Raw genomic sequence first — 26621 nt, forward strand, 5'->3', positions numbered from 1 at the left:
TCGAGACCGGGGTGTCCCCTTTACCGGCCACCCTGGGGAGCCTTCAAAGGCCCGTCTCAGTCAGCCGACAGCACGAAGGACGCCCGCACCTTCCCGAACCCCGGTGTCTTGGCCTCCAGCAGGTACGTGCCCGTCTTCGCCGAGCCCGCCGGAGGCGTCCCGCACTGGGGAGCGCTCGGCTTGCGGTCCCACGTCACGGCGTACGTGATGCTCTGCCCCGCGGGCACCCGGAACACCAGGCTCGCCGCACCCTTCGGACAGTCGCCCGAGGACCAGTAGGCGTCACTGCTGTCGGCCGGCGTGATCGTCAACACCGCGCTCTTCGGCCCGAGATCGACCTTGCAGTCACTGGACGACGCGTTCTTCGCGACCAGTTCGAACGTCGGCACCTGGTCCGGCGAGTACGAGTTGTGCCGGCTGCGCAGGCTCAACGTGACCGCCCCGGCCGTGCACTTGGGCAGCGAGGAGGACGCCGGCAGCGCGTCGCCCGTACCGACATCGCCCCCACCGGACCCCGAACCCGAGCCACCGCCCGAGCCGCCGTCGGACCCCGCCGAGCCGGAGTCGCCCTTGCCGTCCGACCCGGACCCGGTCCCGCCGGTGTCTGCCCCGCCGCTCGACTCGTCGCGCCCGCCAGGGTGTTGGCTGATCGCGGACTCCGACGAGGAGGGCCCCGGCGTGATCGTGGGCACGGGGTTCTTGCCGTTGGACGCGTCGGTGTTCTTCTTGCCGCCCCCGCCGCCGGCCGTGACGATCCAGGTGATCAGCAGCGCCAACACGGCGACCACCGACACCATAACGACCCTCCGTCGCCAGTAAATGGAGGAGGGAAGCGGCCCGACCGGATTGCGCAGAGATCCCACGGCGCAAACTGTACGAGAGATCGGCGTGCTTGCTTGCGCCACCCGCCGCCTCGGCTCCAACTTTTCCGGATCATCATCCCGGCAACTGCCGCAGGAGAAAGGGTCCTTCACGCACCGCGACCAGACGCAACGCTCCGCAACCGCGCTGTCACCGGCCCTGCCCGCCCGACCCGTGGCAGGATCGGAAGGCCATGACTGAGAAGCTCCACGCCCCCGTGATCGCCTGGTTCGACACCCACGCCCGCGACCTCCCCTGGCGCCGCCCGGAGGCGGGCCCCTGGGGCGTGATGGTCAGCGAGTTCATGCTGCAGCAGACCCCCGTCAGCCGGGTCCTGCCCGTCTACGAGCAGTGGCTCGCCCGCTGGCCGCGCCCCGCCGACCTCGCCGAGGAGGCCCCCGGAGAGGCGGTGCGCGCCTGGGGCCGGCTCGGCTACCCGCGCCGCGCGCTGCGGCTGCACGGCGCCGCGGTCGCCATAACGGAGCGGCACGGCGGGGACGTACCGACGGACCACACCCAGCTGCTGGCGCTGCCCGGCATCGGCGAGTACACGGCCGCCGCGGTGGCCTCCTTCGCGTACGGGCAGCGCCACCCGGTGCTGGACACGAACGTGCGCCGGGTCTTCGCCCGGGCGGTGACCGGGGTGCAGTACCCGCCGAACGCCACCACGGCCGCCGAGCGCAAGCTGGCCCGTGAGCTGCTGCCCAAGGATGACAGGACCGCCGCCCGCTGGGCCGCCGCGTCCATGGAGCTGGGCGCGCTGGTGTGCACGGCGAAGAACGAGGGCTGCCACCGCTGCCCGATCGCCGCGCAGTGCGCCTGGCGGCTGGCGGGCAAGCCGGAGCACGAGGGTCCGCCGCGCCGCGGACAGACGTACGCCGGCACGGACCGCCAGGTGCGCGGCAAGCTGCTCGCCGTGCTGCGGGAGGCGCACGCGCCGGTGCCGCAGGCGGCGCTCGACCGGGTGTGGCACGAGCCGGTGCAGCGCGCCCGCGCGCTCGACGGGCTCGTCACGGACGGTCTGGTGGAGCCACTGCCCGGCCAGCTGTACCGGCTGCCGCTGACCTGACACACAGCCAAGTCACGGCGTACAGGCCTTCGTTACGAACCCTCCAGCCATACAGACCATCTCATAAAGGGACATTAGGGCCAGCTTCCTTACCCCGAACCCACTTCCGTTACACAACCGACGGACAGCCGATTGCTAGCCGCAGGCTGCTCCGCACAGCCCCGTGACAACAGCTCCGTAACTTCTTTCTCGTGCCCGGCAGACCACGGGCCGGCAGGACAGCGGGACTTCGGCGGGGAGCCGGAGTACACGGGGAACGGAGGCGGTTGATCATGGCGCAGGGTGAGGTGCTCGAGTTCGAGGAGTACGTCCGCACCCGGCAGGACGCGCTGCTGCGCAGCGCCCGCCGGCTGGTTCCGGACCCGGTCGACGCCCAGGACCTGCTGCAGACCGCGCTGGTGCGGACGTACGGCCGCTGGGAGGGCATCGCCGACAAGCGGCTCGCCGACGCCTATCTGCGCCGGGTGATGATCAACACCCGTACCGAGTGGTGGCGGGCGCGCAAGCTGGAGGAGGTTCCGACCGAGCAGCTGCCGGACGCCTGCGTCGACGACTCCACCGAGCAGCACGCCGACCGGGCCCTGCTGATGGACATCATGAAGGTGCTCGCTCCGAAACAGCGCAGCGTCGTGGTGCTGCGACACTGGGAGCAGATGTCCACTGAGGAGACGGCCGCGGCCCTCGGCATGTCGGCCGGTACGGTCAAGAGCACGCTGCACCGGGCGCTCGCCCGGCTCCGCGAGGAGCTGGAGGCCCGCGATCTGGACGCACGCGCGCTGGAGCGTGAGGAGCGGGAGCGTTGCGCGGCCTGACCGGGGCCGGGCCCAGCGAGGCCCGAGGCAGTACACAGGCGGTGATCGCGGCTGCGGCCGCGGTCGCCGCCCTCGCCCTTTTCGTCGTCGCGTGCGGCACCGGGGGAACCGGCACCCGCGACGAGGGCCCGGCGCAGGCGTCGGCGGTCCCGGGAGCCGCCGACTCTCCCAGCCCGAGCACGAGCGCCGGCTATCAGGAGGTGGACGCGGTCGCGCTGATCGAGAAAGACCCGGCGGTCTCCCCGACGGTGAAGCGGGAGCTGAAGCCGTGCAGCGGCGACGACGACTACCCGATCGAGACCACCTACGGCTATCTGACCGGCGGATCCGTCAACGACGTCCTGATCAACGTGTCGACCTGCGGTGACTGGGTGGGCATCGGCACATACATGTACCGGGATGTCGGCGGCACATACAAGAGTGTGTTCAAAGCGGAGGATTCGCCGGTCGTCGGGGAGATCGACGGCACCGCCCTGACCGTGACGAAGCAGGTGTACGACACGGACGATCAGATGTCGAACCCGTCCAGGGAGACCGTGCTCACCTACGTGTGGAAGGCGGGCCGGTTCACCCAGCGGTACAGGCACGACACCTACTACAACAGAACCGGCGGCGACACGGCGTCCGCGTCGGACAGCTGAACCCCCCACGTACGCCCACCACAAGGACTGAGAGCACCGGGATGGCAGACCAGACCCACGTCCTGTTCGTCGAGGACGACGACGTCATCCGCGAGGCCACCCAGCTCGCCCTGGAGCGGGACGGCTTCGCGGTGACCGCCATGCCCGACGGACTGTCCGGCCTGGAGGCGTTCCGGGCGGACCGCCCCGACATCGCGCTGCTGGACGTCATGGTCCCGGGCCTGGACGGCGTGAGCCTGTGCCGTCGTATCCGGGACGAGTCGACCGTGCCGGTCATCATGCTCTCGGCGCGGGCGGACTCGATCGACGTTGTCCTCGGTCTGGAGGCGGGCGCCGACGACTATGTGACCAAGCCGTTCGACGGTGCCGTCCTGGTCGCCCGGATCCGCGCGGTGCTGCGCCGCTTCGGCCACGCCGGTGCCGCGCACGCCGCGGAGGACCCGGCGCAGGTGAACGGCGGCCCGCTGACCTTCGGTGACGTGGAGATCGACACCGAAGGCATGGAGGTGCGCCGGGCCGGGCAGCCGGTGGCGCTGACCCCGACCGAGATGCGGCTGCTGCTGGAGTTCTCCACCGCGCCCGGCACCGTGCTCTCCCGGGACAAACTGCTGGAGCGGGTGTGGGACTACGGCTGGGGCGGTGACACCCGGGTCGTCGACGTCCATGTGCAGCGGCTGCGGCAGAAGATCGGCCAGGACCGGATCGAGACGGTCCGCGGCTTCGGCTACAAGTTGAAGGCCTGAGCGGGGCCGACATGCGGGGGATCATCAGGCGCCCGGTGGGGTGGGCGGAGCGCGCAGGACTGCGGACCGGGCTCAGATGGAAGCTCAGCGCGGCGATCGCCCTGGTCGCCGGGCTGGTGGCCATAGCGCTCAGCCTGGTCGTGCACAACGCCGCCCGGGTCTCGATGCTGGACAACGCGCGCGACCTGGCCAACGAGCGGGTGCAGCTGGCCCAGGGAAACTACGAGCGGTTCGGGCGGCCGAACTTCCCCAACATCAAGATCGACGACCCCGAGCTGCCGCTGGTGCTGCGCGAGAAGGTCCAGGAGGGCCGCCGGGCCAGCTACGTCAGCGACCACCGCGGCGGCGTGCCGGACATCTGGGCGGCCGTACCCGCCAAGGACGGGCATGTGCTGTCCCTGCACAGTCACTTCCCGGACCGCTCCACCGACGTGATGAAGGACCTCGACCAGGCCCTGGTCATCGGGTCCATCGCGGTCGTGCTCGGCGGCAGCGCGCTCGGCGTGCTGATCGGCGGGCAGCTGTCGCGGCGGCTGCGCAAGGCGGCGGCCGCTGCGGGCCAGGTCGCCAACGGCGAGACCGACGTACGGGTGCGGGAGGCCATCGGCGGGGTCGTACGGGACGAGACCGACGATCTCGCGCGCGCGGTGGACGCGATGGCGGACGCGCTGCGGCAGCGTCTGGAGGCCGAGCGGCGGGTGACCGCCGACATCGCGCACGAGCTGCGCACCCCGGTGACCGGCCTGCTCACCGCCGCCGAACTCCTGCCGCCCGGCCGCCCCACCGAACTGGTCCTGGACCGGGCGAAGGCGATGCGCACGCTCGTCGAGGACGTCCTGGAGGTGGCCCGCCTCGACAGCGCCTCCGAGCGGGCCGAGCTGCAGGACATCGTGCTGGGCGAGTTCGTGGCCCGGCGCGTGGCGGCGAAGGACCCGGACATCGCCGTACGCGTGGTGCACGAGTCGGAGGTCACCACCGACCCGCGCCGCCTGGAGCGCGTCCTGTTCAACCTGCTCGCCAACGCCGCCCGGCACGGCAAGCCGCCGATCGAGGTCACCGTCGAGGGCCGGGTCATCCGGGTCCGCGACCACGGCCCCGGCTTCCCCGAGGCGCTGCTCGCCGACGGACCGAGCCGCTTCCGCACCGGCAGCGCGGACCGCGCGGGCCAGGGTCACGGCCTGGGCCTGACCATCGCGGCCGGCCAGGCCCGGGTGCTGGGCGCCCGCCTGACCTTCCGCAACGTGCGCCCCGTCGGCACCCCCGACCACCTCCCGGCCGAGGGCGCGGTGGCCGTCCTCTGGCTCCCGGAACACGCGCCCACGAACACGGGCAGCTATCCGATGCTGCCGCGGTCCGGGGGCGCCGGCAGCTGAGCACGGGGCCGGGTTCCCTGAGGGGCCGCCCTCACGTGGTGGCGACGAGCAGCACCGGGCGGTTGTGGCTGAAGGGCAGGCTGGTTTTGAAGCGCCCGCAGCGGCCGCAACCATCAATTGAGGAACCACGACGGCGATCAACCAAGTCCGCGAGAGCGGCGCCGGTTCAGGCGCAAAAAAGGCCGAAGGCCCCCAGGGCGGACACCTACCGGGGGCCTTCGGCTCAGGGACTGCTCAGACCGCTTCGATCACCGGCGCCGGAGCAGCATCGGCGCTGTCCGAAGACGGCTTCTGCGGGCCGCCCTTCAGCGGCACCTCTTTCACGAACAGCGAGGCGATCAGCACGACCACGGAGATCACCGCGCCCAGCAGGAAGGCCGAGTGCGTACCGGCGGACACCGCGTGCTGGTACGCCTCCCGCGCCGCCGCCGGCAGCTTCGCGAGGCTCGCCGCGTCCAGCTGGGCCGACTGCTCGGTGATCTTCGAGCCCAGCGCACCGGCCCGTTCGGCCATGACGTCCTGGACCCGGTGGTTGAACAGGGCGCCCATGATGGCGACACCGAAGGAGGAGCCGAGCGTACGGAACAGGGTGGTGGACGAGGACGCCACGCCCATGTCCTTCATCTCCACGCTGTTCTGCGCGACCAGCATGGTGACCTGCATCAGGCAGCCCATGCCGAGTCCGAGCACGGCCATGTAGATGCCGGAGGTCAGCCGGGTCGTGTCCGTGTCCATCAGCGACAGCAGGTACAGGCCGACGATCATCAGCGCGCCGCCGAGGATCGGGAAGATCTTGTAGCGGCCGCTGCCGGTGGTGACCCGGCCGGCGACCATCGAGGTCACCAGCATCGCGCCGAGCATCGGCAGGAGCAGCAGACCGGAGTTGGTCGCGGAGGCGCCCTGCACGGACTGCTGGTAGAGCGGCAGGAAGAGCGTGGCGCCGAACATCACGAAGCCGGTGATGAAGCCGATGAGGGACATCAGGGTGAAGTTGCGGCTGCGGAAGATGTGCAGCGGCACGACCGGTTCGGCGGCCTTGGTCTGCCAGAACACGAACCCGATCAGCGCGGCGACGCCGATGCCGATCAGCTCCATGATCCGCGCGGACGTCCAGGCGTACTCGGTGCCGCCCCAGGTGGTGACCAGCACGATCGAGGTGATGCCGACGGTCAGCAGGACGACGCCGAGGTAGTCGATGCCGGCCTTGGCCCGCTTCTTCGGCAGGTGCAGCACGGCGCTGACCAGCGCCAGCGCGACCACGCCGAGCGGCAGGTTGATGTAGAAGGACCAGCGCCAGCCCCAGTTGTCGGTGATGGTGCCGCCGACCAGCGGGCCGCCGATCATCGCGAGCGCCATGACGCCGGCCATCATGCCCTGGTACTTGCCGCGCTCCCGCGGCGGGATCAGGTCACCGATGATCGCCATCACGCCGACCATCAGACCGCCGGCGCCGAGGCCCTGGATCGCGCGGAAGCCGATGAGCTGGCCCATGTTCTGGGCCATGCCGCTGAGCGCGGAGCCGATCAGGAAGATGACGATCGAGCTGAGGAAGGTGGCCTTGCGGCCGTACATGTCGCCGAGCTTGCCCCAGATCGGGGTGGCCGCCGCGGTCGCGAGGGTGTAGCCGGTGACGACCCACGAGAGGTGTTCCAGCCCGCCCAGTTCGCCGACGATCGTCGGCATCGCCGTACCCACGATCATGTTGTCGAGCATCGCGAGCATCATCGCGATCATGAGCGCGAGCAGGACCACGCGCACGCTCTTCGGCTGTTTCTCCTGAGGACCGGGTATCGCCTGAACCGTCACGGCCGCCTGTGTGTCCGCCATCTCTCCCACTCCCCCTGACGACTACTTACTTGCCGCCCGGCTAGTTCACTACACTGGGGAAGGTAGACCTTTCACTAGCCGGGCGTCAAGTAAGTTTTCGCCGGGGGGCGAGGAGTACGAGGATGGGCGTCACCATGGACGGCACCAAGCAGCAGCGCCGCGGCAACACCCGCCAGCGCATCCAGGACGTCGCGCTCGAACTCTTCGCCGAGCAGGGCTACGAGAAGACCTCGCTCCGCGAGATCGCCGAGCATCTCGACGTCACGAAGGCGGCCCTCTACTACCACTTCAAGACCAAGGAAGAGATCATCGTCAGCCTCTTCGAGGACCTGACACAGCCGATCCAGGACCTGATCGAGTGGGGCCGCAGCCAGCCGCACACCCTGGAGACCAAGCACGAGCTGCTGCGGCGCTACAGCCAGGCCCTGGTCGGCGCGGAACCGCTCTTCCGGTTCATGCAGGAGAACCAGGCGACGGTACGGGAGCTGCGCATCGGCGACACCTTCAAGGACCGCATGCGCGACCTCAGGGAGATCTTCATCGACCCCGAGGCACCGCTCGTGGAGCAGGTCCGCTGCATCAGCGCGATGTTCACGCTGCACGCGGGGATGTTCGTGATGCAGGACGTGGAAGGCGACTCCGAGAAGAAGCACGAGGCCGTTCTCGAAGTCGCCATGGACCTCGTCACGCAGGCGCACCAGGGCGCCCACAAGGAGATCTAGTCAGGCCGCCCGGAGGGCCGGCTCAGACGGTCACGCCCTTGGAGTGCAGGAAGGCGACCGGGTCGATCGCGGAGCCGTAGTTCGGGGTCGTACGGATCTCGAAGTGCAGGTGCGGGCCGGTGGAGTTGCCGGTGCTGCCCGAGAGGGCGATGTGCTGGCCGGTCTTGACGATCTGACCGATCTTTATGTCGACCCGGGACAGGTGGGCGTACTGCGAGTACGTGCCGTTGCCGTGCTTGATGACGATGGCGTTGCCGTACGCGGGGCCGTCACCGGCGCCGTTGGGGCCGGCCTTGACGACGGTGCCGCCGTGCGCGGCGACGACCTCGGTGCCGGTCGGGACGGCGAAGTCCTGGCCGCTGTGCTTGGCGACCCAGTGGGCGCCGGCCTGAGCGAAGCCGGCGGAGAGCGTGTACTTCTTCACCGGGTCGACCCAGGCGGTCGCCGACGGAGCGGCGGCGCTCGCGATCCCGGTTCCCAGCACGGCCGTGGCGCCTACTCCGGCAGCCAGGACGGTTACACGGGTGCGGAGCGAGGACGTACGGGAAGAACGGGACGTGAAGCGCTGGATCATCAGGACCTCGTGGGCTCGGGGACATAACCGCCACCCGGCGCTCAGGTGTTCGCCGGGCGGGCCACTCATTGGTAACCCGCGACCCCATCTCGACTCAAAGCCCCCCATCTACGGCTCAAGCTAGTAGAAGAACCTAAAAACACCCACTTCTTGACAGGTCGCCCACCCCTGGGCATCAGCCGCGACAACGTCGGGTTTTTACGCGGGGTTCCGGGATGAAAATCCCTTTTGACCTGATAAGGAGTCCTCCTATGTGGGTTAGTAACGGACATTTCGCCTGTGCGGCTTATCACCGGCAATCCAAACCGCCGACCCGAGAAATGTGACGCACACCTCTAGCCACCTACCAGCCGGTAACCCTACGGTTCCCCTCGCGCCACCCTCACCACAGATCATGCCCCTGACAGTCAACCGTTCAGGCCGTGCAGCGTACGGACGTGAGAGGACCCCCACCGATGACCAACCGCCCCTGGGCGCGCCGGATTTCCGCCACTGCCGTCTCCGTGGCCGCGCTCACCGCGCTGGCCGCCCCGGCCGAGGCTGCGGACGCGACCACGAGCAGCGCCTCCGCCACGGCCGCCAAGGTCGACTACGCCACCTGGCAGAAGGACTGCCAGTCGGTCATGGACCAGGCCCTGCCGTACCTGAAGGCCCGCATCGCCGCCGCCAAGCCCGGTGAGAAGCAGGCGATCGTCTTCGACATCGATAACACCACGCTGGAGACCGACTTCGGCTTCAGCTACCCGCAGCCGGCCAACAAGCCGGTGCTGAACGTCGCCGAGTACGCCCAGGAGCACGGCGTCTCGCTGTTCTTCGTCACGGCTCGTCCGGGCATCATCTACTGGCCCACCGAGTACAACCTGGAGCACGACGGCTACGACGTCTCCGGTCTCTACGTCCGCGGCCTGTTCGACCTCTTCAAGGACGTCGCCGCCTACAAGACCGCCCAGCGCGTGGACATCGAGAACCAGGGCTACACGATCATCGCGAACGTCGGCAACAGCGCCACCGACCTGTCGGGCGGCCATGCCGAGAAGACGTTCAAACTGCCGGACTACAACGGACAGTTGTCGTAACCCGTCCGGAATTCACCCTTCCGGAATCGCCCTTCCGGAATTCGGCGCTCCCGCACGGGAGTCCATGCATACGAAAAGGGGCCGGTGCTCGAAAGCACCGGCCCCTTTTCGTCGACCGTGACGCTTACGCGTCCTTGCTCAGGTTCGGCCCGGCACCGCCGGCCGCCTGCTCGACCGGCGGGACGTCGGGCAGAGCCGACTTCTCCTCACCCCGGAAGGTGAAGGTGGCGGCGTCGCCCTCGCCCTCGGTGTCCACGACCACGATGTGACCGGGTCGCAGCTCGCCGAAGAGGATCTTCTCGGAGAGCGAGTCCTCGATCTCGCGCTGGATGGTGCGGCGCAGCGGCCGGGCGCCCAGCACGGGGTCGTACCCCTTCTTGGACAGCAGCTCCTTGGCGGACTGGGAGAGCTCGATGCCCATGTCCCGGTCCTTCAGGCGCTCGTCCACCTTGCCGATCATCAGGTCGACGATCCGCAGGATGTCCTCCTGCGTCAGCTGCGGGAAGACGACCACGTCGTCGACGCGGTTGAGGAACTCGGGGCGGAAGTGCTGCTTGAGCTCGTCCGAGACCTTGTTCTTCATGCGCTCGTAGTTCGACTTCGTGTCACCCGTGGCCGCGAAGCCCAGGTTGAAGCCCTTGGAGATGTCCCGGGTGCCGAGGTTGGTCGTCATGATGATGACCGTGTTCTTGAAGTCCACGACCCGGCCCTGGGAGTCGGTCAGGCGACCGTCCTCCAGGATCTGCAGCAGCGAGTTGAAGATGTCCGGGTGGGCCTTCTCGACCTCGTCGAAGAGGACGACGGAGAACGGCTTGCGACGGACCTTCTCGGTCAGCTGGCCGCCCTCTTCGTAGCCCACGTAGCCGGGGGGCGAACCGAAGAGACGCGAGACCGTGTGCTTCTCGCTGAACTCCGACATGTCGAGGGAGATCAGCGCGTCCTCGTCACCGAAGAGGAACTCGGCGAGCGCCTTGGACAGTTCGGTCTTACCGACACCGGACGGGCCGGCGAAGATGAACGAACCACCCGGACGCTTCGGGTCCTTCAGACCCGCACGCGTACGACGGATCGCCTTCGACAGCGCCTTGACGGCGTCGTTCTGGCCGATGACCCGCTTGTGCAGCTCCTCCTCCATGCGGAGCAGGCGGCTGGACTCCTCCTCGGTCAGCTTGAAGACCGGGATGCCGGTGGCCGTGGCGAGGACCTCGGCGATCAGCTCGCCGTCGACCTCGGCGACGACGTCCATGTCGCCGGCCTTCCACTCCTTCTCCCGCTTGGCCTTGGCGGCCAGGAGCTGCTTCTCCTTGTCGCGCAGGGAGGCGGCCTTCTCGAAGTCCTGCGAGTCGATCGCGGACTCCTTGTCCCGGCGGACGGCGGCGATCTTCTCGTCGAACTCGCGCAGGTCCGGCGGCGCGGTCATCCGGCGGATGCGCATCCGGGAACCGGCCTCGTCGATCAGGTCGATCGCCTTGTCCGGCAGGAAGCGGTCCGAGATGTAGCGGTCGGCCAGGGTGGCGGCCTGGACCAGCGCCTCGTCGGTGATGGAGACCCGGTGGTGGGCCTCGTACCGGTCGCGCAGACCCTTGAGGATCTCGATGGTGTGCGGCAGGGACGGCTCGGCGACCTGGATGGGCTGGAAGCGGCGCTCCAGGGCCGCGTCCTTCTCCAGGTGCTTGCGGTACTCGTCCAGCGTGGTCGCGCCGATGGTCTGCAGCTCACCGCGGGCCAGCATCGGCTTCAGGATCGAAGCGGCGTCGATGGCGCCCTCGGCGGCACCCGCACCGACCAGCGTGTGCAGCTCGTCGATGAACAGGATGATGTCGCCGCGGGTGCGGATCTCCTTGAGCACCTTCTTCAGGCGCTCCTCGAAGTCACCGCGGTAGCGGGAGCCGGCGACCAGGGCGCCGAGGTCCAGCGTGTAGAGGTGCTTGTCCTTGAGCGTCTCGGGCACCTCGCCCTTGACGATGGCCTGGGCGAGGCCCTCGACGACGGCGGTCTTGCCGACACCGGGCTCACCGATCAGGACCGGGTTGTTCTTCGTACGGCGGGACAGCACCTGCATGACCCGCTCGATCTCCTTCTCGCGCCCGATGACCGGGTCGAGCTTGGACTCACGAGCGGCCTGGGTGAGGTTCCGGCCGAACTGGTCCAGGACGAGGGAGGTCGAGGGGGTGCCCTCGGCCGGGCCGCCGGCGGTGGCGGTCTCCTTGCCCTGGTAACCGGAGAGCAGCTGGATGACCTGCTGCCGCACCCGGTTGAGGTCTGCGCCCAGCTTGACCAGGACCTGGGCGGCGACGCCCTCGCCCTCGCGGATCAGGCCGAGCAGGATGTGCTCCGTGCCGATGTAGTTGTGGCCCAGCTGAAGAGCCTCGCGGAGCGACAGCTCCAGGACCTTCTTGGCACGGGGGGTGAAGGGGATGTGGCCGGACGGGGCCTGCTGGCCCTGGCCGATGATCTCCTCCACCTGCTGGCGGACCGCCTCAAGCGAAATGCCGAGGCTCTCCAGGGCCTTAGCGGCGACACCTTCGCCCTCGTGGATGAGACCCAGGAGGATGTGCTCGGTGCCGATGTAGTTGTGGTTGAGCATCCGGGCTTCTTCCTGAGCCAGGACGACAACCCGCCGCGCGCGGTCGGTGAACCTCTCGAACATCGTTAATCGCTCCTCAGAGCGGTCAGGCAGTGGGGGGAACTTCCCCTCCCTGTCCTTCCGCAGCTTAGTCCCGCAAGCGGGGACCGCTCATTCCAACTGCCGACACCGTCCTTGGCCTCCTGACCCCGAACGCCGACATCTGCTCCAACCCGATGGTGCGAGACGATGTTCCCGCAGGCCAGGCAGTTACCCCACTCGCCACTACGCCGATGGCGAACGTGAGACGGCCCGTTCTGCGCGTCGCCCCCTCCCACTAGGCATGTCTTACCCGCAGGGACTGACACTCCATGCCGTGCGCACCGGTTCCCTCCGCTATGGGCGAACAACCTTGCGCCTCCCCGGACCCCCACACGCTTCCCTTTTGGGAACTCTGCGCAATCGTCAGAGCACCCAGCGTAACCTGTGGCCCGCTTCGGCTGTTGCGCTTGGCATGGCTGGCTCGGTCTCCATGACCTCCACTGTCCCCCTTCCTCGCCGACCGCTCGACCGGAAGCTCTCAGATCTTCGGGAGAACCCGGAAGTACGGGCCCGGTACTGGTACGAGAACGATCTGGGCTGGCCGACCGTGCCCGGACGGCCGCTGATGTTGGTCACGGGGTTGCGGTTCGACGTCCTGGACGTGCCGGCCGAGGCGGGAGCCGCGGCGCTCAGGCATCTCGCGCCGGACTCTCCGGTGGCCCTGTGGGGCGACCGGATGCGGCTGCTGCTGGCCGTCGGCAGCGCGGAGGAGCTGCCGGCGCTGCTGGAGTGGCTGGAATGGGGGGCGCTGGCGCTGGACCTTCGGGTCCTGGGCGCGGGCGGCCTGATGGAGGCGCCGGCTCCGCCCGAGCGGGCCCGGAGCGGGGCTCAGCCGCTTCTCGACGGGCCCTGCGCCGCCGATTCCCTGCAGGGGGCCGCCGTATGGCTGCGGCCCCCCGGGCCGGGGAGCGAGGTCGAGGCCTCGCTGCCGGCGTTGCCGGCCATGGGGAGCCCGGGAGGCGCCCCCGATCTCGTACGAGTGATGGACACGGTGGCAGCGCAGTGCCACCGGGTCCGGCTGCGGCGCGCGAGCGCCCGGCCGTTCACCTGCCGGCGAAATCAGCCGTTGGCCTTCTCGTAGGCCTCGCGAATGGACGCGGGAACACGGCCGCGGTCGTTGACCTCGAAGCCGTTGTCCTTCGCCCAGGCGCGGATCTGCGCGGTGTCCTGGCTGCCGCCGGAAGCGGCACGCGTCTTTCCGCGCCCGCCCGAAGCACGGCCACCGGTACGCCGACCACCCTTCAAGTAGGGGTCGAGAAGGCCACGCAGCTTGTCCGCATTGGCAGTCGTGAGATCGATCTCGTACGTCTTGCCGTCCAGCGCGAACGTCACGGTCTCGTCCGCCTCGCCGCCGTCGAGGTCGTCGACAAGAAGGACCTGAACCTTCTGTGCCACCGGATTTCCTTTCATCGATAACGTGAGGGCCAGGGGGTGTGCGGCGCCCGCCGTTTCGCCGCCCCTGTTATATGCAGTACTGCAGTACGTCGGAAAGCAAACCGCTTTTGCCGGAAAAACACAAACCCCTGGGAGAGACCCAGGGGCCCGCCTCGGCCCGGAAACATGCGCGTTTCGGACATAGGGCACCCGGGCAAAGACGATCACAGATGCAGAAGCATCCGGCTGTTGCCCAAGGTGTTCGGTTTCACTCGTTCGAGACCGAGGAACTCGGCGACACCCTCGTCATAGGAACGCAACAGCTCCGCGTACACATCGGTGTCGACCGGTGTCTCCCCGATCTCCACGAAGCCGTGCTTCCCGAAGAAGTCCACTTCGAAGGTGAGACAGAAAACGCGCCGAACGCCGAGCCAGCGCGCCGTCTCCACCAACTTCTCCAGCAACTGATGGCCGACACCGGCGCCCTTGAGGCCGGGCTTCACCGCGAGAGTGCGGACTTCCGCCAGGTCTTCCCACATGACGTGCAGCGCCCCGCAGCCGACCACCTCGGCGTTGTCGTCGCGTTCCGCGACCCAGAACTCCTGGATGTCCTCGTAAAGCGTCACCGTGGCTTTGTCGAGCAGGATGCGGTCGCGGGCGTAGGCGTCGAGGAGGCGGCGCACGGCCGGAACATCGCTGGTCCGGGCCCGCCGGACGGTGATGGCTTTTGCGGTGACTTCGGGACGCTCTGCTGACATGAGCGGACGCTATCGCCCGGCGGCCTCCCCCGCCGCGCCGGGGTTCTCCACTTGCGGGGCTTGGGGGGCTTCCTGGGTTTCCGGACCCTGGACGATGCGTACGGCGTCCCTGAGGGCCTGGCGCTGTTCCTCGCTCATCATCCCGAAGAAGGCGACGAGAGCCGCGGCGGGGTTGTCGCTCTGCGACCAGGCGTCGTTCATCAGAGCGGCGGCGTAGGCGGCTCGGGTGGAGACGGCCTCATATCGATAGGCGCGCCCTTCGGCCTCACGGCGCACCCAGCCCTTCTGATGGAGATTGTCCAAAACGGTCATCACGGTCGTGTACGCGATGGACCGTTCCTGCTGCAGGTCTTCCAGGACTTCTCGAACGGTCACCGGGCGGTTCCACTTCCACACCCGCGTCATGACCGCGTCTTCGAGTTCTCCCAATGGGCGAGGCACAGCTCAGAACAATAGTGGGAGATCCCGTCAATGGCGTGCCGGACGTGCACTTAGGTTACGAAAGCGAACAAAAAGGGCGCACGACTCGGAGAGCACCGGGGTGCGAGGAGTCGTGCGCCCAGAGCCGTACGGTTCAGGCGTCGCCGGCGGCGGAGGCCTGACGTGCGCTTTCCGCGCGCGCGAGGGCGGCGTCCACGGCCGCGTCCTCCTTGGCCTTGGCGGCCCCGCCCTGGGTCTTCACGATCACCCTGACCACACCGATGAAGAACACGGCCATGACGACCGGGGGCACGAGCGCGGAGACGTAGTCCATGGCTCCAGAGTAGCCAGACGGGCCGGGGCGAAAGGGGCGGGGTGGGCGAACCGGCGCTCAGCCGGCGGCGAGCTGCCGCGACTCGGCGGGCTCGGCCGGGTCGGCGGGCGGCGCCGGCGGCTTGCGGCGGGGGAAGACCTCGCCCGGCGTGGGGATGGGTCGCTTCGGGGCGGCCGGTTCGGAGGCCGGGCGCTCGGCGGGGCGCGCGGGAGGGGTCTTGCCGGGCTTCGGAGCGGGCTTCTGGGCGGGCTTCTCCGCCTCGTCGGCCTCCGCGGCCAGGATCTCGCCCGCGCCGCCGGGAAGGGCCAGCAGGCGCGCCCTGGAGGGCGGTACGGCGGGGGCCGGGACCTTGCGGGCGCCCTGGGCGAAGCGTGCCCGTACGTCCTGCTCGGCGAGCCCCTGGCAGCGGTCCAGCAGGGCGGCCGCCACGGGGTTCCCGCGCAGCGCCCGGAGTGCGGCGAGGTCGTCCGGCGTCGGCCGGTGCCCGGCGCCCAGCGCCTCCTCCAGCAGGGTGAGGTAGCCGGCGGCGGTGCCCGGCAGGGCGGCGCGGTACCGGCCCAGGTCGGCCACCAGGAAGGCGCGCAGTCTGGCCCCCTCGTGCATCGCCTCGTCGAGGGACTCGGCGAGGCGGAAGCAGTCCTTGACGTCCTCGGCGGACGCTCGGCCGGGGTGAAGGGCGAGGGCGAGAGCACGGCGGAGCACACGCAGCTCCTCCGCGCCGAACGCCATGCCGCCGCGGGATCCGTATGGCGTGGGCATGCGGCGACGCTACCGCTAATCGGACAAAAGTGACGAATCGGAATGCTGTGTCGTCGCGTGTCGCTGCCAGGTTTCCCCCGACCGGGGTCACCCGCGCGCGTGCGGCACAAAGACCGGGCGCGCGGCGCCCGCGAAGGCCGGCGCCCGCCACGGGCGCCGGTGCCTCACATCCGGGACACGTTCCGCTCGTACACCAGGCGCAGGCCGATCAGGGTCAGCCACGGCTGGTGCTCGTCGATCACCGAGGACTCGCCCAGCACCACCGGCGCGAGGCCGCCCGTGGCGATCACCGTCACGTCGTCGGGGTCGTCGGCCAGCTCCCGGGCCATCCGGCCCACCACGCCGTCGACCTGCCCGGCGAAGCCGTACACGACACCCGACTGCATGGCCTCGACGGTGTTCTTGCCGATCACGTTCCTGGGCCGGGCCACCTCGATCTTCCGCAGCTGCGCGGCCCTGATCCCGAGGGCCTCCACCGAGATCTCGATGCCGGGGGCGATGACCCCGCCGACGTACTCCCCGCGCGCGGAGATCGCGTCGAAGGTGGTCGCCGTGCCGAAGTCGACGACGATCGCCGGGCCGCCGTACAGCTCGTTCGCCGCGACCGCGTTGATGATGCGGTCGGCGCCGACCTCCTTGGGGTTGTCGAACTGGATCGGCACGCCCGTCTTCACGCCCGGCTCGACCAGCACCGCGGGCACGTCGCCGTAGTAGCGCCGGGTGACCTCGCGCAGCTCGTGCAGCACCGACGGCACGGTCGCGCAGATCGCGATGCCGTCGATGCCGTCGCCCAGCTCCTCACCGAGCAGCGGGTGCATGCCCATCAGGCCCTGCAGCAGCACCGCCAGCTCGTCCGCCGTGCGGCGCGCGTCCGTGGAGATGCGCCAGTGCTCGACGATGTCCTCGCCGTCGAACAGGCCGAGCACGGTGTGCGTGTTACCGACGTCGATCGTGAGCAGCATGGCCGTTACTCCGCCTCGCGCAGGTCCAGGCCGATGTCGAGGATCGGCGAGGAGTGGGTGAGGGCGCCGACGGCCAGGAAGTCCACGCCGGTGTCGGCGTACATGCGCGCGGTGTCGAGGGTGAGCCGCCCGGAGGCCTCCAGCAGGGCCCGCCCGCGGACGATCCCGACGGCCTCCGCGCACTGGTCGGGCGTGAAGTTGTCCAGCAGGATCAGGTCGGCGCCCGCCTCGACGACCTCGCGCAGCTGGTGCAGGGTGTCGACCTCGACCTCGATCGGCACCTCCGGGAAGGCCTCCCGTACGGCCTTGAAGGCCTGTGCGACACCGCCGGCGGCCACCACGTGGTTGTCCTTCACCAGGGCGGCGTCGGAGAGCGACATGCGGTGGTTGACGCCCCCGCCGCAGCGCACCGCGAACTTCTCCAGCGAGCGCAGCCCCGGCGTGGTCTTGCGGGTGTCACGCACGCGCGCGTTGGTGCCCTCCAGCACGTCGGCCCACGCGCGCGTGGCGGTCGCGATGCCGGAGAGGCTGCACAGGAGGTTGAGGGCGCTGCGCTCGGCGGTGAGCAGGTCACGCGTGCGCGTGGTGACCGACAGCAGCTTCTGTCCGGCCTCGACGCGGTCGCCGTCCTCGACGTGCCGCTCGACCTCGAACTCGTCCGTGCAGACCACCGAGAGCACGGCCTCGGCGACCCGCAGGCCCGCCGCCACGCCGGCCTCACGCGCGGTGAAGTCGCCGGTGGCCACGGCCTCCTCGGGGATGGTCGCGACGGTCGTCACGTCCACGCCGCCGGCCAGGTCCTCCTGGATGGCGACGTTCGCGATGTCCTCGACCTCGACGGGGTCGAGTCCGGCAGCGGCCAGCAGCTCGGCGAGCGCGGGGTCGAGCCCGCACTCCAGGTACTCCTCGTCGCCCTCCGCGCCGCAGGCGCAGCCGTCACCGCAGCCGCCGGTCGGGGCGAGGGGAAGGTCGTCGGTGCTCACTTGTTCTGCTCCTGAGGGCGCTGGTGTTGCCGGGTCGGGGGGAAGTCTGCGGTGTCCGTGGTGCGTACGGCCAGCGACCGGTCGGGATTGAGCCGTACGACGATGTGGCGTCGCCAGTCGGTGTCGTCGCGCTCGGCGCGGTCCTCGCGCCAGTGGCAGCCGCGGGTCTCCTCGCGCAGCCGCGCGGCGGCGATCAGGACGCGGGCCACGCACAGGAGGTTGGTCGACTCCCAGGTGTCGACGCCCGGCTCGGCGGTCTTGCCGTTCTCCTCCAGGGCGTCGCGGGCCTCGCTGTGCAGCCGCTGGAGCTGGTCCGCGGCCTTGTCCAGCGACTCCGCCGAGCGGAGCACGCCCGCGCCCTCGGTCATGATCCGCTGGATGGCGAAGCGGGCCTCGGGGGCGAGCAGCGGGTACGCGGGCTTCTCCGGGTCCGGGACCGGTACGGGCACGCGCGCGTGCAGGCCGTCCGCGGCGTGGGCCGACACGATGTCGGCGGCGATCCGCTCGGCGTAGACGAGGCCTTCGAGGAGGGAGTTGGAGGCGAGCCGGTTGGCGCCGTGCACGCCGGTGCAGGCGACCTCGCCGCACGCGTACAGGCCGGGGACGGTCGTCCGCCCCCGCGCGTCGGTGCGGACGCCTCCGGAGGCGTAGTGGGCGGCCGGGGCGATCGGGATGGGCTCGGTGACCGGGTCGATGCCGTTGGCGCGGCAGGCGGCCAGGATGGTCGGGAAGCGGTGCTCCCACATGTCGGCGCCGAAGTGCCGGGCGTCGAGGAACATGTGCTCGGCGTCCTGCTCCTGCATGCGCCGCATGATGCCCTTGGCGACGATGTCCCGGGGCGCCAGCTCGGCCAGCTCGTGCTGCCCGACCATGAAGCGCACCCCGTCGCCGTCGACCAGGTGGGCGCCCTCGCCGCGCACCGCCTCGGAGACGAGCGGCTGCTGGCCCTCGGCGTCCGGGCCGAGGAAGAGCACGGTCGGGTGGAACTGGACGAACTCGAGGTCGCTGACCTCCGCGCCCGCGCGCAGCGCCAGCGCCACGCCGTCGCCGGTCGACACGGACGGGTTGGTGGTCGCGGAGAACACCTGGCCCATGCCGCCGGTGGCGAGGACGACCGCGGGGGCGTGCACGGCGCCCACGCCGTCGTGCTGGCCCTCGCCCATCACGTGCAGGGAGACACCCGCGGTGCGGCCCTCGGCATCCGTGAGCAGGTCCAGGACCAGCGCGTTCTCGATCATGCGCACCCCGCGCGCAAGTGCGGCCTCCACGAGCGCCCGGGAGACCTCCGCGCCGGTCGCGTCCCCGCCCGCGTGCACGATACGGCGCCGGTGGTGGCCGCCCTCGCGGGTGAGCTGGATGTCGCCCTCGTCGTCGGTGTCGAAGTGGGCGCCGGTGGAGATCAGCCGCCGCACCGCGCCGGGGCCCTCGGTGACGAGGATCCGTACGGCGTCCTCGTCGCACAGGCCCGCGCCGGCCACCAGGGTGTCCTCGAGGTGCTGCTCCGGGGTGTCGCCCTCGCCCAGGGCGGCGGCGATGCCGCCCTGCGCCCAGCGCGTGGAGCCGTCGTCCAGGCGGGCCTTGGTGACGACGACCGTCGTCAGGCCCGCGGCCTCGCAGCGCAGGGCGGCGGTCAGGCCGGCCACTCCGGAGCCGACGACGACCACGTCCGCGGAGATGGACCACCCGGGTGCGGGCGCGTGCAGTCGTATGCCTGTGCTGGTCACGAGGCGGCTCCGAGGGATCCGAAGGTGAGAGGGAGGTTGTCGATCAGCCGGGTGGTGCCCACCCGGGCGGCCACCGCGAGGACGGCCTCGCCGGTGAAGCCGTCACCGATCTCGGTGAAGTCGGACGGGTCCACGAGGGCGAGGTAGTCCAGCTGGAGCGGCGGGTCGAGGCGGACTGCCTCGTCCAGGACCTGGCGGGCGGCCGCGCGGACGGCCGCCGGGCCGCCGGGCGCGGCGGTGGCCACGGCGTGCGCGTCGGCCGCCGCGCGGGACTCCCCTATGGCGCTCAGCGCCTCGGCACGCGCGCGCGTGGAGGGCACTTCGCGGGCCCGCGCGCGCAGCGCCTCCTGCGCGGCGTGCCGGTCGCGGCCGGCGAACAGCGCGCGGGACAGGGCGAGGGCGGTGCGGCGCTCGTCGGGCGAGAGGTAGCGGTTGCGGCTGGACAGGGCGAGCCCGTCCTCCTCGCGCACGGTCGGTACGCCGACGATCTCGATGCCGAAGTTCAGGTCCCGCACCATGCGCCGGATCAGGGCCAGTTGCTGGGCGTCCTTCTGCCCGAACAGGGCCACGTCGGGGCGGCTGAGGTGCAGCAGCTTGGCGACGACGGTGAGCACGCCGTCGAAGTGCCCGGGCCGCGAGGCTCCCTCCAGGCGTGCGCCCATCGGACCCGCGGAGACGCGCACCTGGGGTTCGCCGCCCGGGTACACCTCGTCCACGGAGGGCGCGAACACGGCGTCGGCGCCCGCCTGCTCGGCGAGCTTCAGGTCGGCTTCGAGGGTGCGCGGGTAGCGGTCCAGGTCCTCGCCGGCGCCGAACTGCAGCGGGTTGACGAAGACGGTGACGACGACCTCGCCGCCCGGGCCTGCCAGCTCGCGCGCGGTGCGGATCAGCGTGGCGTGGCCCTCGTGCAGGGCGCCCATGGTCATCACGACGGCACGGCGGCCGTGGCGCACGCGCGCGTGCAGCTCTTCGGCGGTGCTCAGCAGGGCGGCGGTCATCAGGCGTTCCCCTCGGTGCTGTTCGTGCCGTCGGTGCCGTTCCCGCCGTCGGCCAGCACGCCGAGCAGGTCCTCGGCGAGTTCCGGCTTCAGCAGGCCGTGGGCGAGGGCGCGGTCGGCGGTCGCGCGGGCCATCGCCAGATAGCCCGCGACGGTCTGCGGGGCGTGTCTGCGCAGCTCGGTGACGTGCGCGGCGACCGTGCCCGCGTCCCCGCGCGCGACCGGTCCGGTGAGCGCCGCGTCGCCGGAGCGCAGCGCGTTGTCCAGAGCGGCGCCGAGGAGCGGGCCGAGCATCCGGTCGGGGGCCTCGACGCCCGCCGTGCGCAGCAGCTCCATGGACTGGGCGACCAGGGTCACCAGGTGGTTGGCGCCGAGGGCGAGGGCCGCGTGGTAAAGCGGGCGGTTCTCCTCGCTGATCCACTCGGGCTCGCCGCCCATCTCGATGACGAGGGCCTCGGCGGCCAGGCGCAGCTCCTCGGGCGCGGTGACGCCGAAGGAGCAGCCCGCCAGGCGCTGGACGTCCACCGGGGTGCCGGTGAAGGTCATCGCCGGGTGCAGCGCCAGGGGCAGCGCGCCCGCGCGCAGGGCGGGGTCGAGGACCTTGGCGCCGTACCGCCCGGAGGTGTGCACGAGCAGCTGTCCCGGCCGCACGGCGCCGGTCTCGACGAGGCCGGCGACCAGATCGGGCAGGGCGTCGTCGGGGACGGTGAGCAGAACGAGGTCGGCGCACTGGAGGACCTCGGCGGGCGGCACCAGGGGCACGTCGGGGAGCATCGTCTCGGCGCGCCTGCGGGAGGCGTCGGAGACTCCGGAGACGGCCACCGGGCGATGCCCGGCGAGCTGGAGGGACGCGGCCAGGGCGGGGCCCACCCGTCCGGCGCCGACGACGCCGACGGTGAGCCGCGCGGGGCGGTCCTTGAGGTCTGGCTGGTGGACTGTACTCACGCGACGGCGGCCTTCCCGTTCCAGTCCGCTCTGGGTACCGGACGATTTCTCGTCATGTTAACGCTATCGGGTCGGGTCACGGCCGGTCGTCCACAGGCTGTGGGTTACGCCACGCCTTCGCCGTACGGAAATTGCGCTGCCGCGCGCACACGCGCGGGGCATGATCCACGGCATGACTGATACGGCTGAGCAGGGTGACGACCGGTCCACCGAGGAACAACTGCAGGAGCGGCGCGCGGCCGGCTACCGGAAGGCCACGCGCGTCCTGGCGCGCACGGGTCTGCGCGCTTCGGTCCGCGAACGGCTCGCGCTGCTCCAGGAGACGGCGCATGAGGTGTACGACCTGGACGAACCGGCGGACGTGTACGGCAACCGGATCGTCGCAACCCTGGAGGAACGGGTCGCCGCCCTGCTGGGCACGGAGGCCGCCGCGTTCTTCCCGACCGGCACGATGGCCCAGCAGGTGGCCCTGCGCTGCTGGGCGGCCCGTACGGGCAACCCCACGGTCGCCCTGCACCCGCTCGCCCACCCCGAGGTGCATGAACGCAACGCGTTCCGGGAGGTCAGCGGCCTGCGCACGGTACACGTCACCGAGGAGCCCCGGCTCCCCACGGCCGAGGAGATACGCGGCTTCGAGGAGCCCTTCGGGGCGTTGATGCTGGAACTGCCGCTCAGGGACGCCGGTTTCGTGCTGCCCTCCTGGGAGGAGCTGACGGAAGTCGTGCAGGCGGCGCGGGAGCGCGACGCAGTGGTGCACTTCGACGGCGCGCGCCTGTGGGAGACCACCGTCCACTTCGGGCGTTCCCTGCACGAGATCGCGGACTTGGCGGACAGCGTCTACGTGTCGTTCTACAAGTCCCTCGAAGGCTTCGGCGGCGCCGCGCTGGCCGGCCCGAAGTCCCTGGTCGAGGAGGCGAAGACCTGGCGGCACCGCTACGGCGGCGCGATCTTCCAGCAGTTCCCGAGCGCTCTGTCGGCGCTCGTCGGCCTGGAGCGGGAGCTGCCCCGGCTGCCCGACTACGTGCGCCACGCGCGCGTGGTCGCCGCCGCGCTGCGCGAGGGGTTCGCCGAGGCCGGGCTGCCGTGGGCGCGCGTGCACCCCGAGGAGCCGCACACCCACCAGTTCCAGGTCTGGCTGCCGTACGACACCGACGTACTGGTGGAGGCGGCCGTACGCCAGGCCGAGGAGACCGGAACCTACCTCTTCGTCGGGCCCTGGGCCGCCAAGGGGCCGGGGCTGTCCTCGATCGAGGTGACCGTGACCGCCGCCGGCCTGGAGTGGACCACGGACGACGTACGAGCGGCGGTCGCGGACTTCACGGCGCGCCTGCCGGAGCGGGCGTAGCCGGCGCGCTTTCCGAAGCGGGCGTAGCTACAGCGCGCGGGGGCGCAGCCAGCGGGTCAGGGCCTGGCGGAGCCGCCCGCGCGCCGGGCGCTCGGCGAGGACCGCGCGGAAGCGGCGGTAGTCGCGCAGCTCGCGCATCAGGTCGCGGTCGTGGCTGCCCGGCGCGGGCGGTGCGGGCTCGCCGTGCAGGCGGGCGCGGTAGGTGTCGAGGAGGTACTGCTGCGTGATGCTCATGGCGGATCGCCTTCTCGGGACGTGGCTGATCGATGACTGATCGGGCTCCGCGGTTGCCCCGGTGTCCTCAGATTGCTCCTGCTCAGAGCGGATGTCCCGTGGATTGACGGCAGCCGTCAATTCACGGGGCACTGTCGGCGGCCGGGTGCACCATGGGGGCATGAGCGTGACCATCGACATCGCCGGACTGCCGCCGGAGCGCATCTCCGTCGTGCCCTCACCGCTGGCGGAGCTGGGGATGGCGCTGCATGCGCTCAGCGAGCCCGGCCACCACCCGCAGCTGCAGGGCTGGGTGACCGCCGTGTCGACGCGGCTGGACCCGGGTCTGGCCGACCGGCTGTGCGAGGCGGACTTCCTGTGGCACACGACGTTCTCCGACGTCTTCGCCCCGTTCGCCGGGATCCCCGGCGGGCGTGCGCAACCGGGCGCCACGCTCGCCGAGGAACTGGACCAGCTGGACATGCTGACGGACGAACAGTTCGTCCACGCGGCCCTGGAGTTCACCTGCCAGCTGCGCTACGACATCGCCGAGCCCGGCCCGCTCGACGATCCGGAGCTGCGCCGGCGCTCCCTGGAGCTGGCCGCCGCGCGCGGTGCTGTCCAGGAGCGGGTCACCCGCCGGCTGCTGGAGGACCCGCCGGCCGTCCGCGCCTGGTTCCGGCAGCTCGTGCTCGACTGCGACGAGGCCTTCTTCGCCGACACCTGGGCCCGGCTCCAGCCCCGGCTCGCGGCGGACGCCCGGCACAAGACCGAACTGCTGCGCCGCAAGGGCCTGGGCGAGGCCCTCGCCTCGCTGTCCGGCGCCGTCTCGCTGGACGAGGAGGCCGGGCTCATCACGGTCGACAAGCTCCTGGTGGGGCGGACGACCATCGGCGACGGCGGCCTCGTCCTGGTGCCGACCAGCCTCGGCTGGCCCCATGTGATGGTCCTGCACCGGTACGGCTGGCAGCCCACGATCACCTATCCCGTCAGCGGCTGCCACCCGCAGGCGCCGTCCGTCGAGCAGCTCACGCTCCGCCTGGAGGCGCTGGCCCACCCGGTGCGGATGCGACTGTGCCGCCATCTGGCCCGCGCCCAGCACACCACGAGCGAACTGGCGGACGCGCACGGCATGTCCGCCCCCGAGATATCCCGGCACCTGGCGGTGCTGAAGAAGGCGGGCCTGATCACGAGCGGCCGCCGCGGCCGCTACGTCCAGCACCAGCTGGACCTGTCCGCGGTGGCCCGCCTGGGCAGCGACTTCATCGAGGGCGTCCTGCGCTAGGTCCTCTCGTCAAGGCGCTCCGCTGACTGTGCCGATATGCGGCTCCGCCGCGGGGCCGCGATGTGCCGTCGATCGCCTGCAGCACCGTCGTGGCTGGTCGCACCCACGCGACGGTAGCCGCATGTCAAACACGGCCCCGCGCCCCCTCAGGGCGCCGCCGAACTGCAGCGGACTTCACCGAGGGGGCGTCAGCCGTGGCCGCCGGCCCGGACCAGTCCGGTCTCGTACGCCAGCACCACCACCTGCACCCGGTCACGCAGGCCGAGCTTGGTCAGGATGCGCCCCACATGGGTCTTCACCGTCGCCTCGGACAGCACCAGCCGGGCCGCGATCTCGCCGTTCGACAGGCCCTGTGCGACCAGCACCATGACCTCGCGCTCCCGGTCGGTGAGCCGCTCCAGCTCCTTGTGCTGGGGCTCCCGGCCGGCGGAGGGCAGCATCGGCGCGAACCGGTCCAGCAGGCGCCGGGTGGTGGACGGGGCCACCACCGCGTCGCCGCTGTGCACGGAGCGGATGGCCGCGAGCAGCTCGCCGGGCGGCACGTCCTTGAGCATGAAGCCGGAGGCGCCCGCCTTCAGCCCGGAGAAGGCGTACTCGTCCAGGTCGAAGGTGGTCAGGATGAGCACCTTCGGCGGGTTCGGCTCCTGGCAGATGCGGCGCGTGGCCTCGACGCCGTCCAGCTTCGGCATGCGGACGTCCATCAGGACGACGTCGACGGCGGTGGAACGCACCACCTGAAGGGCCTCGACTCCGTCACCCGCCTCCGCGACGACCTCCATGTCCGGCTGGGCGGCGAGCACCATCCGGAACCCGGTGCGCAGCAGCACCTGGTCGTCGACGAGCATCACGCGGATCGTCATCGGGGGCCTCTTCCGTTTGCTCTGGGGGTTGCTCTGGGGGCGCGACAGGTGTCAACAGGGGGCGTGCGGCGGCGTCAGCGCGCCGGTTTGAGCGGGAGCAGCGCGCTGATGCGGAATCCTCCGCCCGGGCGCGGGCCGGCGTCCAGGGTGCCGCCGACCATGCCGACCCGCTCGCGCATGCCGATCAGGCCGTGCCCCTGGCCGTCGGCGCCGCCCTCCTCGTACAGCTCGTGCGGGGCGCCCTTGCCGTCGTCCTCGACGAGCAGGCCGAGCCCGTCGTCGAAGTAGACCAGCCGCACGCTCGCGCCCGCGTTGGGCCCGCCGTGCTTGCGGGTGTTGGTGAGCGCCTCCTGCACGATGCGGTACGCGGTCAGCTCCACCCCGCTGGGCAGCGGGCGCGGGGTGCCCTCGACCTTGAAGTCGACGGGCAGACCGGAACTGCGGCACTTCTCGATGAGGTCGTCGATCTGCTCGACGTCCGGCTGCGGGACGTACTCCCCGCTCTCCTGGTGCTCGCCGGTGCGCAGCACGCCCAGCAGGCGGCGCATCTCGGCGAGAGCCTGGCGGCCGGTGGAGGAGATCGTCTCCAGGGCCTTCTTCGCCTGGTCGGGCGCGGCGTCGAGGACGTAGGCGGCGCCGTCGGCCTGGACCACCATCACCGACACGTTGTGCGCGACGACGTCGTGCAGCTCGCGCGCGATCCGGGCGCGCTCGGCCGCGACCGCCACCTTCGCCTGTGCCTCGCGCTCCTTCTCCAGCCGGGCGGCGCGCTCCTCCAGCTGGGCGAAGTAGGCCCGGCGGGTGCGCATGGAGTCGCCGAGCACCCAGGCCAGGGCGAACGGCACCGTCTGGAACACCGCGATCGCCGCCTGGCCCAGCCCGCTGGAGTGCGGGTCCGGCCAGCGGATCTGCGCCAGGGCGGCCGCGGACAGGCTGACGAAGAGCGCGAGCCGGGAGGCCCAGCGCGCACCGACCGCCGCGACCGTGTAGGTGATCACCAACATGGCGAAGTCGGCGGCGGTCATCTCGATGTCCAGGACCAGCTGGGCCAGCCCGGTCGCGAAGGCCAGCAGCAGCATCGCCTCCGGGAAGCGGCGACGCAGCGCCACGACGACGCACAGAACGGCGGACACCGTCAGCCCGCCGCCGACCGACATGTGGTGGTCCGGCACGCCGTTCTGACTCACCACGCTCACGCCGGAAATCCCGAACAGGACAACGGCCCAGAAGCTGTCGACCCATGTCGGGTGCCTGCGGAGGAAGTCATAAAGGCGTTGCACGTAACCCAGAGTAGGG

At 70.8% G+C, this 26621-nt stretch carries 27 protein-coding genes; 10 read left to right on the forward strand and 17 right to left on the reverse strand.

The window, feature by feature from the left end; translation table 11 throughout:
- Positions 1-56 precede the first annotated feature (56 nt).
- Positions 57-863, reverse strand: coding sequence for a hypothetical protein (locus ACFYZZ_RS42325; RefSeq protein ID WP_389188512.1), 807 nt, complete (start codon positions 861-863; stop codon positions 57-59).
- Positions 864-1054: 191 nt separating this feature from the next.
- Here ACFYZZ_RS42325 and ACFYZZ_RS42330 point away from each other — a divergent pair, with 191 nt between their 5' ends.
- The 5 genes from ACFYZZ_RS42330 (at position 1055) to cseC (ending at position 5499) form a co-directional block, all read left to right on the forward strand.
- Entirely contained in the window at positions 1055-1930 is an 876-nt protein-coding gene (locus ACFYZZ_RS42330; protein ID WP_389188515.1) for an A/G-specific adenine glycosylase, read from the forward strand.
- A 272-nt stretch (positions 1931-2202) separates the two neighbouring features.
- Complete coding sequence (locus ACFYZZ_RS42335) at positions 2203-2742, forward strand: SigE family RNA polymerase sigma factor (RefSeq protein ID WP_132856486.1); 540 nt, start codon at positions 2203-2205, stop codon at positions 2740-2742.
- Positions 2730-3383, forward strand: a complete 654-nt coding sequence (locus ACFYZZ_RS42340) for a hypothetical protein (protein ID WP_389188518.1) — start codon at positions 2730-2732, stop codon at positions 3381-3383. Before ACFYZZ_RS42335 ends, ACFYZZ_RS42340 begins: the two co-directional genes overlap by 13 nt.
- A 41-nt stretch (positions 3384-3424) precedes the next feature.
- The gene (gene cseB, locus ACFYZZ_RS42345; protein ID WP_389188521.1) at positions 3425-4126 is read left to right on the forward strand and encodes a two-component system response regulator CseB; all 702 of its coding nucleotides are present in this window, start codon (positions 3425-3427) and stop codon (positions 4124-4126) included.
- Between the two features lie 11 nt (positions 4127-4137).
- Positions 4138-5499, forward strand: a complete 1362-nt coding sequence (gene cseC / locus ACFYZZ_RS42350) for a two-component system sensor histidine kinase CseC (protein ID WP_389188524.1) — start codon at positions 4138-4140, stop codon at positions 5497-5499.
- A 234-nt stretch (positions 5500-5733) separates the two neighbouring features.
- Here cseC and ACFYZZ_RS42355 read toward each other — a convergent pair whose 3' ends face one another.
- On the reverse strand, positions 5734-7326 hold the full coding sequence (locus ACFYZZ_RS42355; protein WP_389188527.1) for an MDR family MFS transporter: 1593 nt from the start codon (positions 7324-7326) through the stop codon (positions 5734-5736).
- Between the two features lie 122 nt (positions 7327-7448).
- On the opposite strand from ACFYZZ_RS42355, the gene ACFYZZ_RS42360 reads away from it, so the two are divergent.
- Complete coding sequence (locus ACFYZZ_RS42360; RefSeq protein ID WP_389188529.1) at positions 7449-8048, forward strand: TetR/AcrR family transcriptional regulator; 600 nt, start codon at positions 7449-7451, stop codon at positions 8046-8048.
- A gap of 22 nt (positions 8049-8070) precedes the next feature.
- On the opposite strand, the gene ACFYZZ_RS42365 is transcribed toward ACFYZZ_RS42360, so the two are convergent.
- Positions 8071-8622 carry a M23 family metallopeptidase gene (locus tag ACFYZZ_RS42365; RefSeq protein ID WP_389188532.1) on the reverse strand — a complete coding sequence of 184 codons (552 nt, stop codon included), beginning with the start codon at positions 8620-8622 and terminating at the stop codon, positions 8071-8073.
- Positions 8623-9077: 455 nt separating this feature from the next.
- Here ACFYZZ_RS42365 and ACFYZZ_RS42370 point away from each other — a divergent pair, with 455 nt between their 5' ends.
- Positions 9078-9698 carry an HAD family acid phosphatase gene (locus ACFYZZ_RS42370; protein ID WP_386579572.1) on the forward strand — a complete coding sequence of 207 codons (621 nt, stop codon included), beginning with the start codon at positions 9078-9080 and terminating at the stop codon, positions 9696-9698.
- 124 nt (positions 9699-9822) lie between these two features.
- Here the strand turns inward: ACFYZZ_RS42370 and ACFYZZ_RS42375 are convergent, their stop codons facing one another.
- The gene (locus ACFYZZ_RS42375) at positions 9823-12348 is read right to left on the reverse strand and encodes an ATP-dependent Clp protease ATP-binding subunit (RefSeq protein WP_386579570.1); all 2526 of its coding nucleotides are present in this window, start codon (positions 12346-12348) and stop codon (positions 9823-9825) included.
- A 448-nt stretch (positions 12349-12796) separates the two neighbouring features.
- On the opposite strand from ACFYZZ_RS42375, the gene ACFYZZ_RS42380 reads away from it, so the two are divergent.
- Positions 12797-13447 (forward strand): SCO3374 family protein, encoded by a 651-nt coding sequence (locus ACFYZZ_RS42380; RefSeq protein WP_389188536.1) that lies wholly within the window; start codon positions 12797-12799, stop codon positions 13445-13447.
- On the opposite strand, the gene ACFYZZ_RS42385 is transcribed toward ACFYZZ_RS42380, so the two are convergent.
- The 10 genes from ACFYZZ_RS42385 to ACFYZZ_RS42430 all read right to left on the reverse strand — a co-directional run bounded on the left by ACFYZZ_RS42385 (position 13426) and on the right by ACFYZZ_RS42430 (position 21622).
- Complete coding sequence (locus ACFYZZ_RS42385; protein ID WP_386579568.1) at positions 13426-13761, reverse strand: Lsr2 family protein; 336 nt, start codon at positions 13759-13761, stop codon at positions 13426-13428. The genes ACFYZZ_RS42380 and ACFYZZ_RS42385 overlap by 22 nt on opposite strands.
- 203 nt (positions 13762-13964) lie before the next feature.
- Positions 13965-14498: an amino-acid N-acetyltransferase gene (locus ACFYZZ_RS42390; protein WP_386579566.1), complete on the reverse strand. Its 534-nt coding sequence runs from the start codon at positions 14496-14498 to the stop codon at positions 13965-13967.
- A 9-nt stretch (positions 14499-14507) separates the two neighbouring features.
- Positions 14508-14903, reverse strand: a complete 396-nt coding sequence (locus tag ACFYZZ_RS42395; protein ID WP_386579565.1) for a BlaI/MecI/CopY family transcriptional regulator — start codon at positions 14901-14903, stop codon at positions 14508-14510.
- Positions 14904-15072: 169 nt separating this feature from the next.
- Positions 15073-15252 carry a hypothetical protein gene (locus ACFYZZ_RS42400; RefSeq protein ID WP_351216009.1) on the reverse strand — a complete coding sequence of 60 codons (180 nt, stop codon included), beginning with the start codon at positions 15250-15252 and terminating at the stop codon, positions 15073-15075.
- Between the two features lie 57 nt (positions 15253-15309).
- Positions 15310-15981 (reverse strand): hypothetical protein, encoded by a 672-nt coding sequence (locus ACFYZZ_RS42405; RefSeq protein WP_389188768.1) that lies wholly within the window; start codon positions 15979-15981, stop codon positions 15310-15312.
- A gap of 194 nt (positions 15982-16175) precedes the next feature.
- Positions 16176-16973, reverse strand: coding sequence for a type III pantothenate kinase (locus ACFYZZ_RS42410; RefSeq protein WP_145885761.1), 798 nt, complete (start codon positions 16971-16973; stop codon positions 16176-16178).
- A gap of 5 nt (positions 16974-16978) precedes the next feature.
- Positions 16979-17956 carry a carboxylating nicotinate-nucleotide diphosphorylase gene (gene nadC / locus ACFYZZ_RS42415; protein ID WP_389188541.1) on the reverse strand — a complete coding sequence of 326 codons (978 nt, stop codon included), beginning with the start codon at positions 17954-17956 and terminating at the stop codon, positions 16979-16981.
- Positions 17953-19680, reverse strand: a complete 1728-nt coding sequence (locus tag ACFYZZ_RS42420; RefSeq protein WP_389188544.1) for an L-aspartate oxidase — start codon at positions 19678-19680, stop codon at positions 17953-17955. The genes nadC and ACFYZZ_RS42420 overlap by 4 nt, the downstream gene beginning before the upstream one ends.
- On the reverse strand, positions 19677-20678 hold the full coding sequence (panC, locus tag ACFYZZ_RS42425) for a pantoate--beta-alanine ligase (protein ID WP_389188547.1): 1002 nt from the start codon (positions 20676-20678) through the stop codon (positions 19677-19679). Before panC ends, ACFYZZ_RS42420 begins: the two co-directional genes overlap by 4 nt.
- Positions 20678-21622, reverse strand: coding sequence for a Rossmann-like and DUF2520 domain-containing protein (locus ACFYZZ_RS42430; RefSeq protein ID WP_389188550.1), 945 nt, complete (start codon positions 21620-21622; stop codon positions 20678-20680). The genes panC and ACFYZZ_RS42430 overlap by 1 nt, the downstream gene beginning before the upstream one ends.
- Before the next feature lie 172 nt (positions 21623-21794).
- Here ACFYZZ_RS42430 and ACFYZZ_RS42435 point away from each other — a divergent pair, with 172 nt between their 5' ends.
- Entirely contained in the window at positions 21795-22967 is a 1173-nt protein-coding gene (locus ACFYZZ_RS42435; RefSeq protein WP_389188553.1) for a threonine aldolase family protein, read from the forward strand.
- A 27-nt stretch (positions 22968-22994) separates the two neighbouring features.
- Here ACFYZZ_RS42435 and ACFYZZ_RS42440 read toward each other — a convergent pair whose 3' ends face one another.
- Complete coding sequence (locus tag ACFYZZ_RS42440; protein WP_389188556.1) at positions 22995-23201, reverse strand: hypothetical protein; 207 nt, start codon at positions 23199-23201, stop codon at positions 22995-22997.
- Between the two features lie 160 nt (positions 23202-23361).
- On the opposite strand from ACFYZZ_RS42440, the gene ACFYZZ_RS42445 reads away from it, so the two are divergent.
- Positions 23362-24465 (forward strand): DUF5937 family protein, encoded by a 1104-nt coding sequence (locus tag ACFYZZ_RS42445; RefSeq protein ID WP_389188559.1) that lies wholly within the window; start codon positions 23362-23364, stop codon positions 24463-24465.
- Positions 24466-24653: 188 nt separating this feature from the next.
- Here the strand turns inward: ACFYZZ_RS42445 and ACFYZZ_RS42450 are convergent, their stop codons facing one another.
- Both ACFYZZ_RS42450 and ACFYZZ_RS42455 read right to left on the reverse strand, forming a co-directional pair.
- Positions 24654-25325 carry a response regulator transcription factor gene (locus ACFYZZ_RS42450; RefSeq protein WP_097253150.1) on the reverse strand — a complete coding sequence of 224 codons (672 nt, stop codon included), beginning with the start codon at positions 25323-25325 and terminating at the stop codon, positions 24654-24656.
- A 74-nt stretch (positions 25326-25399) separates the two neighbouring features.
- Positions 25400-26605, reverse strand: coding sequence for a sensor histidine kinase (locus ACFYZZ_RS42455; RefSeq protein ID WP_389188562.1), 1206 nt, complete (start codon positions 26603-26605; stop codon positions 25400-25402).
- Positions 26606-26621 lie beyond the last annotated feature (16 nt).

Source organism: Streptomyces sp. NPDC001816, from assembly GCF_042892235.1.
GTDB lineage: Bacteria > Actinomycetota > Actinomycetes > Streptomycetales > Streptomycetaceae > Streptomyces.